Source organism: Synechococcus sp. WH 7805 (assembly GCF_000153285.1).
Taxonomy (GTDB): Bacteria; Cyanobacteriota; Cyanobacteriia; order PCC-6307; family Cyanobiaceae; genus Synechococcus_C.
In genome coordinates this window covers 187,368-196,396 of record NZ_CH724168.1, presented here as the reverse complement: position 1 = coordinate 196,396, position 9,029 = coordinate 187,368, and the positions used below count along the sequence as shown (strand labels likewise).

Annotated in this window: 18 protein-coding genes; 9 read left to right on the top strand and 9 right to left on the bottom strand. The window is 58.2% G+C overall.

Features of this window, described 5'->3' with window-relative positions:
• Positions 1 to 16: 16 nt before the first annotated feature.
• The 3 genes from WH7805_RS01235 to WH7805_RS13670 form a co-directional block, all read right to left on the bottom strand.
• Complete coding sequence (locus WH7805_RS01235) at positions 17 to 772, bottom strand: metal ABC transporter ATP-binding protein (protein WP_038004180.1); 756 nt, start codon at positions 770 to 772, stop codon at positions 17 to 19.
• Between the two features lie 2 nt (positions 773 to 774).
• Positions 775 to 1,812 carry a metal ABC transporter substrate-binding protein gene (locus tag WH7805_RS01230; protein ID WP_006041098.1) on the bottom strand — a complete coding sequence of 346 codons (1,038 nt, stop codon included), beginning with the start codon at positions 1,810 to 1,812 and terminating at the stop codon, positions 775 to 777.
• Positions 1,813 to 2,536: 724 nt separating this feature from the next.
• Positions 2,537 to 2,710 (bottom strand): DUF2256 domain-containing protein, encoded by a 174-nt coding sequence (locus WH7805_RS13670; protein ID WP_006041096.1) that lies wholly within the window; start codon positions 2,708 to 2,710, stop codon positions 2,537 to 2,539.
• Between the two features lie 420 nt (positions 2,711 to 3,130).
• On the opposite strand from WH7805_RS13670, the gene WH7805_RS14865 reads away from it, so the two are divergent.
• From WH7805_RS14865 to WH7805_RS14655, 4 genes are all read left to right on the top strand, one after another.
• Entirely contained in the window at positions 3,131 to 3,331 is a 201-nt protein-coding gene (locus tag WH7805_RS14865; RefSeq protein WP_006041094.1) for a hypothetical protein, read from the top strand.
• 150 nt (positions 3,332 to 3,481) lie between these two features.
• On the top strand, positions 3,482 to 3,946 hold the full coding sequence (locus WH7805_RS01215) for a hypothetical protein (RefSeq protein WP_006041093.1): 465 nt from the start codon (positions 3,482 to 3,484) through the stop codon (positions 3,944 to 3,946).
• 42 nt (positions 3,947 to 3,988) lie between these two features.
• Positions 3,989 to 4,189, top strand: a complete 201-nt coding sequence (locus tag WH7805_RS01210) for a hypothetical protein (RefSeq protein ID WP_006041092.1) — start codon at positions 3,989 to 3,991, stop codon at positions 4,187 to 4,189.
• A 68-nt stretch (positions 4,190 to 4,257) separates the two neighbouring features.
• Entirely contained in the window at positions 4,258 to 4,425 is a 168-nt protein-coding gene (locus WH7805_RS14655; RefSeq protein ID WP_006041091.1) for a hypothetical protein, read from the top strand.
• 377 nt (positions 4,426 to 4,802) lie between these two features.
• On the opposite strand, the gene WH7805_RS01205 is transcribed toward WH7805_RS14655, so the two are convergent.
• Together WH7805_RS01205 and WH7805_RS01200 are read right to left on the bottom strand one after the other, a co-directional pair.
• Complete coding sequence (locus WH7805_RS01205; protein ID WP_156783573.1) at positions 4,803 to 5,144, bottom strand: hypothetical protein; 342 nt, start codon at positions 5,142 to 5,144, stop codon at positions 4,803 to 4,805.
• A 43-nt stretch (positions 5,145 to 5,187) separates the two neighbouring features.
• Positions 5,188 to 5,382, bottom strand: coding sequence for a hypothetical protein (locus WH7805_RS01200; RefSeq protein ID WP_006041087.1), 195 nt, complete (start codon positions 5,380 to 5,382; stop codon positions 5,188 to 5,190).
• Between the two features lie 21 nt (positions 5,383 to 5,403).
• Here WH7805_RS01200 and WH7805_RS14650 point away from each other — a divergent pair, with 21 nt between their 5' ends.
• Entirely contained in the window at positions 5,404 to 5,544 is a 141-nt protein-coding gene (locus tag WH7805_RS14650; protein WP_198005782.1) for a hypothetical protein, read from the top strand.
• A gap of 2 nt (positions 5,545 to 5,546) precedes the next feature.
• Here the strand turns inward: WH7805_RS14650 and WH7805_RS01195 are convergent, their stop codons facing one another.
• Positions 5,547 to 5,918, bottom strand: a complete 372-nt coding sequence (locus tag WH7805_RS01195; protein ID WP_006041085.1) for a hypothetical protein — start codon at positions 5,916 to 5,918, stop codon at positions 5,547 to 5,549.
• A gap of 57 nt (positions 5,919 to 5,975) precedes the next feature.
• Here WH7805_RS01195 and WH7805_RS01190 point away from each other — a divergent pair, with 57 nt between their 5' ends.
• Genes WH7805_RS01190 through WH7805_RS01180 form a run of 3 tightly spaced genes read left to right on the top strand, consistent with a single transcriptional unit; the run spans position 5,976 to position 7,037 of the window.
• Positions 5,976 to 6,215, top strand: a complete 240-nt coding sequence (locus WH7805_RS01190) for a hypothetical protein (RefSeq protein WP_006041084.1) — start codon at positions 5,976 to 5,978, stop codon at positions 6,213 to 6,215.
• Complete coding sequence (locus tag WH7805_RS01185; protein WP_006041083.1) at positions 6,212 to 6,529, top strand: hypothetical protein; 318 nt, start codon at positions 6,212 to 6,214, stop codon at positions 6,527 to 6,529. The genes WH7805_RS01190 and WH7805_RS01185 overlap by 4 nt, the downstream gene beginning before the upstream one ends.
• Complete coding sequence (locus WH7805_RS01180; RefSeq protein WP_006041082.1) at positions 6,516 to 7,037, top strand: DUF924 family protein; 522 nt, start codon at positions 6,516 to 6,518, stop codon at positions 7,035 to 7,037. The genes WH7805_RS01185 and WH7805_RS01180 overlap by 14 nt, the downstream gene beginning before the upstream one ends.
• Positions 7,038 to 7,239: 202 nt before the next feature.
• On the opposite strand, the gene WH7805_RS01175 is transcribed toward WH7805_RS01180, so the two are convergent.
• Positions 7,240 to 7,509, bottom strand: coding sequence for a DUF1651 domain-containing protein (locus WH7805_RS01175; protein WP_006041081.1), 270 nt, complete (start codon positions 7,507 to 7,509; stop codon positions 7,240 to 7,242).
• A 126-nt stretch (positions 7,510 to 7,635) separates the two neighbouring features.
• Here WH7805_RS01175 and WH7805_RS01170 point away from each other — a divergent pair, with 126 nt between their 5' ends.
• Positions 7,636 to 7,872: a hypothetical protein gene (locus tag WH7805_RS01170; protein ID WP_006041080.1), complete on the top strand. Its 237-nt coding sequence runs from the start codon at positions 7,636 to 7,638 to the stop codon at positions 7,870 to 7,872.
• 4 nt (positions 7,873 to 7,876) lie between these two features.
• Here the strand turns inward: WH7805_RS01170 and WH7805_RS01165 are convergent, their stop codons facing one another.
• Positions 7,877 to 8,161 (bottom strand): DUF427 domain-containing protein, encoded by a 285-nt coding sequence (locus WH7805_RS01165; RefSeq protein ID WP_038004869.1) that lies wholly within the window; start codon positions 8,159 to 8,161, stop codon positions 7,877 to 7,879.
• 13 nt (positions 8,162 to 8,174) lie between these two features.
• On the bottom strand, positions 8,175 to 9,026 hold the full coding sequence (locus tag WH7805_RS01160; protein ID WP_006041078.1) for an MBL fold metallo-hydrolase: 852 nt from the start codon (positions 9,024 to 9,026) through the stop codon (positions 8,175 to 8,177).
• Between the last annotated feature and the right edge of the window lie 3 nt (positions 9,027 to 9,029).

Below are 9,029 nucleotides of genomic sequence, written 5' to 3'. Positions count from 1 at the left end.
AACCCAAAGAAAACGGTCAAATGGAATCGTCCATAGAGCTGTTTCCGGTGAGCAGATCAGGGGGCAATCCGCCGAAGGTGAGAGACAGATTTTCGGGTGTGAACACTTCGGATGTCTCGCCGTAGGCCAGCACTGTTTTATTGATCAGCACCACGAGATCGCAGAAATCACGCACATGGGTGAGGTCGTGCGTGGAGATCAGAATCGTGCATCCCTCTCGACGGAACTGCAAAAACAGATCAGCCATCAATTTCTCGGTGCGCACATCCACGCCGTTGAACGGTTCGTCGAGAAGCAGCACATCAGCACGCTGAGCAATGGCGCGGGCTAGGAAGGCACGCTTGCGCTGGCCACCGGAGAGCGTGCCGATCGGTCGGCGGCTGAGCTCCAAAAGGTCAACCCGTTCCAGAGCATCGCGAACCGCCACCCGATCGGAACTGCGGGGAATCCGCAGGGCATTCATCGATCCGTAGCGCCCCATCATCACCACATCCCAGACCGATACTGGGAATTGGCAGTCGACCTCTTCGCTCTGGGGCACGTAGGCCACGGACTGCTGGCGCTGAGCCTCAGCGATGCTGCAGCCATTGATCCGGATCCGTCCTCGCGATGGACGAATAAACCCCGTCAAAGCCTTGAGCAGCGTGGACTTACCGGCACCGTTCATGCCCACAAGCCCGCAGATGCATCCGGATGGAAGCTTCAGAGAGGCGTCGTACAACGCCACCGTGCCGTTGTAGTCCACACAGAGCTGCTCAGCAGCGATGCGCATCGTCATGGCGTTGGATTGGCGGACGTCCCCAGCCCTTCTCGGATGAGTTTCACATTGTGGCGCTGCAGATCGAGGAGGGTTGAGGCAGGACCGTTGCGATCGGACAAGGAATCCACGTAAAAACTGCCGCCGAAGCGGCTTCCAGCAGCACGGGCCACCTCCCGTTGGGCTCGATCACTGACCGTGGTCTCACAGAACACGGCCGGGACCTGGTCCCGTTGGACGCGTTCAATCAGCCGGGCCATGCGGCGCGGCGTGATCTGGCTTTCAGCATTGACCGGCCACAGATAGGCCTCATCCAGTCCGTAGTCGCGCGCCAAGTAACTGAATGCCCCCTCACAAGTCACCAACAGGCGCTGTTGCTTCGGAAGTGAAGCCAAGGCCTGGCGGAGTTCGCCATCCAGCTGGCGGAGTTTGAGCTTGTACGCCTCTCCGTTGGCCCGATAGGTCTGCGCACCATCTGGATCAAGGGAGGAGAAGGCCTTCACGAGTTGGTCCACGTAGTGCTCGGTGCGCTGCGGCGACATCCAGGCATGGGGATTGGGCCGGCCGGCATAGGCATCGTCTTGGATCAAGAGAGGCTGTATCCCTTCTGTGAGTGTGACCGAGGGGACATCACCGGCCGCGGCCGTGAAGCGCCGCGCCCAGAGCTCCAAGCCCAGCCCGTTCTCCACAATCAGATCCGCGCGGGACGCCCGTTCGATGTCACTGGGCGTGAATTCATAGCCGTGAATCTCTGCACCAGGCTTGGTGATTGATTCCACCTTCAGTCGATCACCAGCCACGTTTCGGGCCAGATCAGCCAGCACGGTGAAGGTGGCGAGCACTCGGGGACGTTGATCCTGGTCGTCGCGAGAACGCTGCTCGCCCCGTGGCGATGAACAGGCTGCCAGCAGGCAACAAGCGATCAGTCCGGTGAGAACAGTGGATCGGATCACGACGCTGCGCAGGTCGCAAATCGGCAATGGCGGCTGAGAAGCGTTCTTGATTCTAGAAGCGAAGAACTCACGCACGAAACCAAGCATCTGCCAACAGATCATGCATCAGAAGCTGTGTATCCATCCTGCTGTAATGCAAAAGCAGCAGTAAACAAACCCTCTCAAATATGACACCAAACTGTGGTCAATCGTCTTCTGGCTCGATATCAGAGAATCGGGTGATTAATGCGATAACCCACCATCGTGATCGTGATCATCAACAGAATAACTGTCAAAGATCCAGCCCAATTGACATTCGACAAAGCCTGCTCGAAAAACTGTGCAATACCGCTCGACATATGCAGCCACCCGAACCCTGCGGGTCCATTCAACCGCCACCCGCAGAACCGGCACAAGTGCACGGATCGAGCACTTCATATCTCTTCATCAACAACGCAACTGCAAGGGACAGGCCAACAACCGTCCTGAGCCAACTGGCACTGTGACAGTCCTGGCGCAAAAGTGCATTTGTGTGAGGAGCTCAGCAGTTTCACAGAGTCGAAACAAGGAAAGACTTCTTTGAATTGCTGACCCTGAACCCCGCCTTTCGGCGGGGTTTTTTATGGCATCAGGACAGCATCCCCCCTCAAAAATTGCCGAACCACACCACATGCGGTGCACCGAACAAGACAAGCCACCGAAAGTGCTTTTCATCCATTCAGCCAGCCTCTGTCAACACTAGATCTGGGGGTTGCGCAAACACTCACACCAGGCCTATTCATGAGCGCAAGGGTGGCGCTGAAGAAACTTCTCTTTAGCGTTGATCCCAAGGCCGGGTGATGGGGTCTTACGACGCCGGCGAAGAGTCCTCCGACTTCATTGCGGGGGATTTTTTATGCCGTCTGCAGCGCTCCGAGCAGTACTTCACGTCGTCCCACACATCCTTCCACTTGCGTCTCCACTGGAAAGGACGCCCGCAGACAGGGCAGATCTTGCTGGGGCGATCACGGGGGCGAGTCATTGAAACATCAGGAACCATGACAGGTGTCCGCTGTCTGGCTAGCGAAGAAGCGTCTGATTCTTGGTCATGTCCGCCCAGGAAAGTCAGGATGCTCGCCGACATCAAAATGCTGAAACTGATGCACTGATGAAAGAAGAGAGTCCATCCTCATTCCGCACAAAGCGTCTCTCGAACGGCTTCATCCAGAGCATCGCGATCACACCCCTATCGATCAAAACCTGATCGATGAAATCCATCCGCTTGATCGTGATCCTTTTCGAGCCGGTAGGCCTCGTCCTCAGCCGCGGCCACGCTGGGAGTTGCTCTGAAAGAAGCAGGGCATACAGACCGTCCATTAGGGAACGATCCCTTGCCAATCGGCATATGATGTGTGCACGTTGAGCCGCAAGGCTGCAGTTCGCTCCGCACCAAGCAACGGGGGTGTGGACACTGTGGAGTTCAGCTGTGAACACCCTTCAATTAACCAAATCTCGTCAGATCAAGGCTGAGGCCCTCAAGAAAGCTCAGCAGGTGATGGCGAAAGACCAGCGAGACGCTGAATCACTGGATGCCAATCAGCCCGAAAAGGCTGAACGCAAAACCACTGAGCTGCGTTATCGCGGGTATCGCTACAGCATCTGACGCTGTTTCTCGCCCCATGGCGATCACTGGTGGATGAGCGCCGGTGATCGCCATGGTCATTCATCCCAGACGGCTCCTCAGCAGCGAGCTTCGGCGTTGCCTGGTTGAGAGCGGATTGTCCTGCTTGATGACCGTGGCTCGCTTGCGGCCATGGCGCAGGCCGTCAGTGCCTGCGATCCCGATCCCGAATGGAAAGAACGGATTCTGCGGGGGATGACGCTCGTCGCCATGTTCGACGGCAATCCTGACCCCCAGACCCTCTCCTTGTTGGATGCTGCTGCCGAGGCGTTTGGGGTCGATGCACGACCGGGAACCACCTACAGCAACGTGATGCTGGATCGCCAGACGATCGTTCGCTTCGACATCGCCAGACGTGTTTATTTACGGCAGGCAATTGAAGCCACGGTGCGTGATGGTGGTCTTCCAGCCTTTGTGTCAACCCTCAAGGTGCTCAGCGGCCATGGGGACCGCGCCATGGTCGAGCGTTTCCAGACCGTGGGCGATGATCCAGCGCTTCGTGCAACATCGCGGGCTGCTGTAAGCGCCATAGCAGATCGCAAGTGCGCATGTGCTGACAGGCGGTCACAAGCGTGTGATCTGCAACAAATCGTTTGATTCAAGCCCGTACCTTGCAGTCATTCGCAACTGGAAATCGCGATGAACGGCAGCATTCAACTCAGTACGGAACAACGGTTTCAGATTGAACAGTTCAATCGGGCCCTCGATACCACCCAGGATCCTGATCAACTTCGGCAGCTTGCCAAGCAACTGATGCAGGCCTGGCAGACCCAGAAAGCGGCCACCACTTGGATCATGCGCCAGGGACCACCCCCCTTCATCCCCGGGGGCCAGAGCTGAGGAGTCCGCTCGACTCGTCACATTGGCCTGTCGGCATTGACTAGTTTTGATGCCGCAAGGTTTCAACCATGGTTGAGCTGTACTTGAAGGCCAAATTGCATAGCCGCATCACCGTCGATAGCTTCCGCTCGGTCCTGATGCTGCAAGAGCTGGACGATCAGGACCAACGCCTGCGCAGCGATCTGCTCCGTCAGGTGGACAACGGCTCGATCAAACTGATCCACACCTGCGCTTGAAGTGCTTGGTGTTTCAACCCAACGACCCCCGGTTCTGGCGAGCACTGCTGGGCATTCTTTCGCTCATCGTGGGCTGCTCTCTCGCTTGGGTCATCCTGCAGCTCTAATCATCACGACCTGCTTAGCGCTAATCACGTGCGCAAACCCTGCTGCGGCCACGTTGGAGAACGAAGACATGATGCAATTTCAAGAGTCTGAAGCAGTCGATTACGACCCCGATGCACCGGCCATGAAGGCTCCGACCCCGGATGCATCCGAGGGGTGAGCCTCCGTCCGCGGTCTGCGTCACCACACGCGCGGACGTTCAAAGGGTGACGCCGATCACACTTTTTTGTAGCAGATCAAACATTGTCTTAAGGTCCTGACGCCGCTTGACATCAGTTCAGGACCGTCCATAGCAGTGCTAAAGCAACGCCCATGGTGCCAATCCCGAGGGCGATGAGCAGAAGAAGACTGCCACCGGCCAACACCATCAGCCGACGGAACGACTGAGGGAACAGCAGATACACAGCCAGGCCAGCTGACACGGGCCACAACGGCGGAATCAGCAAGAACACCCCCGCCAGAACAATGAGTCGCTTGCGTAGTCGCTGGTCATGCTCGAAAGCGAGGCGCTCCTCCTGCTTCCGTGCAGCCAGATGATCGCGTTCCTCATCGCTGAGCCAACGTCCCATTTCCCGGGCCTGCTCAAGCTCCTCTTCGATCTGCTGACGTGACATCGAGGGATTCATTCCTTCAATGTAACGGCGGGAAAGGCACTGTTTAGTTGCTACCGCGACGGTCGCCCTCGCTCCAGGAGCGCTCCAACGATGCGCGAGCCTGATCGAGATCGGTTGACGTGAGGCGATTCGGCGATGAAAGCCTGGTGCGGAAGGGCCGTGTTATCCGCCAGAACCGCAGAGCAGCTGCCAGAGCCACGACCCCCCAGGCCACAAGAATCCAGCGTGGATCGTGCACTTGGCTTTTGAAAACACCATCATGAATTGCTTTAAAGCCCACTGCGGCTGCCTTGATACCACCATGGACGGACGACTGCTTCTCGGTGCTATCGGACTGATTGTTCTGGCTGCGGCGATCTATGAATACGTGCTGCTTCAGGGTCTGGCCCCGGGAGCCTGATCTCACTCCAAGGCATCGCAGGCGTAGCTGATCACGGTGCCGCGCCGCTCTCGGAAATCGGGATGCAATGGATCTTCAACCTGCCACCACCAACGCCCATCGGTGTAACTCGGTGTCCCTGCATTGTTGGTGCGAGGAAGCTGAAGCGTCACGCCGCGCCAGTGGAGCAAAACGCCATCACCGGGCACGGTGCCAGCCGTGCTGTTCGGAAGCGGAGCCGCCGTCACACCAATCGCTTCCCGTCCAAGGCTGAGGTCTTGCGCCGTCAGCGGATCGCCATCACAGATCCAGGCCGCCGAGACAGGTTTCAGGGGAACAACGATGCAGAGAAAAAGCACGAAGCTCGCGGCAAGCCATCCCAGACATCGAGCCACAGCGGAGGAGTGAACACGTCAGAGTGAAAGGGTCGCACCTTTGCGCACCGCCCGTCGATGCTCCCTCCCTTCTGCCCTTTCTGCCCGATCAGCGCCGCGAAGATCGCTGGCCTTAAAGCCACAGTGATGCTGCTGCTGATGCTGCTGATCAAATCCAAACTGCTGCGCGTGAAAATGTCGCTGCTGGGCTCCTTTCTTGGTTTGATCATGCTGACCGGGTTCCTTCTAAGCACCGGTGTGCTTACCCTCGTCGCCGGAGGGGCTGTGGCCTACGCCGCCAGCCGGAACAAGCAATGACATCACAGGAAACGAAAACAGGTCCCAGCCCGGAGCAGATCCTGGGGGCATCAGCTGGTTGGGTAGCAGTTGTGCTGAACGTGGTTCCCGGCCTGGGTGCGGGGTACCTCTACCAACGCCGCTGGAAGGCCTACTGGATCACGTCGGCGCTGGCTACCGCCTGGTTTGTTGCCGGCGCCGCACTGGGCTTGAACGCCGAGCCGGACGCCGATCCCCAGAATCAGCTGATTGGGCTGGTCGGCCTGGTTCTGCTGTCGGCGATCACAGCCAGCGAAGCCGGCCTGGCGGTGAAGCGGGTTCGTGGTTCTGACTGAACCGGCCAAAGAGGCCGATGGGATTCTTCGCTTCTGGTTCGAAGACTGCCACCCCTGGCAGTGGTTCAGGCACAACCCTCACTTCGACCAAAACATCAGGGAGAGATTCGGCGATCTTTGTTATTCGGCTCAAGCCGGAGACCTGGCGGACTGGACGCAAGACGCTGCTTCTGCGCTTGCGCTGGTCTTGCTGCTCGATCAGTTCAGCCGCCATGTTTGGCGTGGAGAGTCAAGAGCTTTTGCTGGGGATGCTCGAGCAGTCATTCTCAGCCGAGATGCGCTGCGTCAGGGTTGGGTCCAGAGGGAAACGGAACGTGCCCGGCGGCAGTTCTGGTTGATGCCTTTACTGCACAGCGAGGACATCGAAACCGTCGAGAGCGCCATTCCGCTCCTTGAAGAATGGGCTGACGACGAGACGGCGAGGATCGCCCGTCACCACCGAGAGGTTCTGCTGCGACACGGGCACTATCCCTGGCGGAAGTCCGCAACCAGAGCGGAAAGGCGGTGAGAAGGGAATGGGCAAGCCCCTCAGCTCGCCCGCTCGACGCATTGGAAGTGAAACGCTTCCATCCCTACTTTTACCCATTCACAAGAGAGCCGTGTAGCAACACGAACGATTTTCGAGCGAATTAAGCATTAATACTTGACTAAAAAGGTTCTCAAAATTCAAGAACAGGGCTATTTTTCAGGATTTTTTAATTTTGAGCCAATCACCAGTGGGCGATGGTGCGCTCCCATCCCGTCAGACGCATCGTTTCGAAAGCCTTGATGGCATTGACGAGCAACAGCCGTCTCCGATGCTCAGGCGTGGCCTGGCCAGGTGCAACAAGACGACCCGTTTCAACCCAGACCCATTCAGATTGGGACGTTGGCGTGGCTTGTTGAAAGCGCACAACAAGACCCTCTTGCCGGTTCATCAACCAGCCCTGACCTCCACAGACCTGGGGTTTCTGGTATTGATCGGGTTTGGATGTCCACATTCACGAATCCTGTCGGGATTCCCTGGGACTTGAGCGCACTCTTCAGCAATCACGCATGAAGAGGATCAGCCATCAGCAGTTATGTGGCCTTGCTCATGGGTCGATGCATGCTTCTGCAAGGTAGCCATGCCGTTGATGCCACAACCCAACGACACCTCTGAGGTCAGCGAGATCCAACCCAACGACCAGATGATCCCCTGCGCCCTGTGCCAGAGCATTGGAACGGTGCATTACCGCGTGCGCAGCAGCATGATCAAAACATGGACCTTGATCTGCCCTCAGTGCTGGTCGCGGATTGAGACCCAACCCGGTTATCAGTACGGGGGCACACGCAAGGCGAACCGCCGCCAGCGAAAACGCTGAATACTCAGCTCAGCTCCACACCCTTGCCGCGATAAAACGCGAAACGCTCGCGGATCTGTTCCGCCTGGGGCTTCGGTGACTCGTAACTCCACACCGCATTCGTGATCACCTGATCACCGACCACCACATCCCAATAGCGGGCGGTTCCTTTCCAGCCGCACACCGTGGTGTGACTGGAGTCCCGAAAACAGTCGGCGTTCATCGACGCCCGAGGGAAATAGGGATTGCCATCCACCATCACGATGTCGTCGCTCTCGGCAATCACCGTGCCGTTGAACACTGCCTGCATCGATTCATCCTGATCAGGGCTCATGATGGCGCCGGCTCCAGTTGAGAGTCTGTTCAAGAGCGGTGCGCCAGGCTCCCGGAGCAAAGGCATGGCGCCGGCCATGCCCAGGCAGCAGCAAGGCCACATCAAGATCCAGCAGCCGCTCTACAGACTGCAGCTGGGTAGCAAAATCCCACCAGCAATACCGCTCTGAGGCCACCACCGCCGCATGCTCGGGGTTCCACCAGAGGTGATCGCCACTGAACAGCACAGCGCGTTCCCCCCCTAGCAATGCGCAGAGCGATCCTTGGGTATGCCCTGGCGTAGGGATCAGCTGAAGGCCTTCGGCGATCGGCACGGCATCACCGCCATTGATCAGCTGTTCTGCCTGCGGGGCCGCATCAGCATCAGCCGCATGTATCCAACGGTCACAGCAAAAGGTCCGTGCCCAACGCTCATGATCCGCCACATCGTCGCGATGGGTCAGCACGATGGAGCGCAACCCACCCAGGGCCTTGATCCGGCGGGCCAGAGGCGCACTCCATCGCGGAACATCCACCATGACGTTGCCGGAGGGCCGGGTGATCAACCAACTGCAGGCTCCGAAACTGCGCCGCGAGGCCCAGCCGCAGTAATAAATCTTGCCCTGGGGGTGCTCCTTGATCAGAGCAGGGAAACCATCAACCGGAGTGGTCGAACGCAAGCTGCGATTGGTTTCGATCGCTGCCACAGGGCAAGCCTGCAAAGCCAGAAGAGCCTGCTCTGTGGCCTCCTGCCCATCTGGCTGGGCATGCACGCACGCCCTCTCTCCCTCGGGAGCGAAGTGATCCGAATCAAATTGCCAGCAGGTGCCGCAATTGATGCAGCGGTGGTTGATTCGGAACACCGG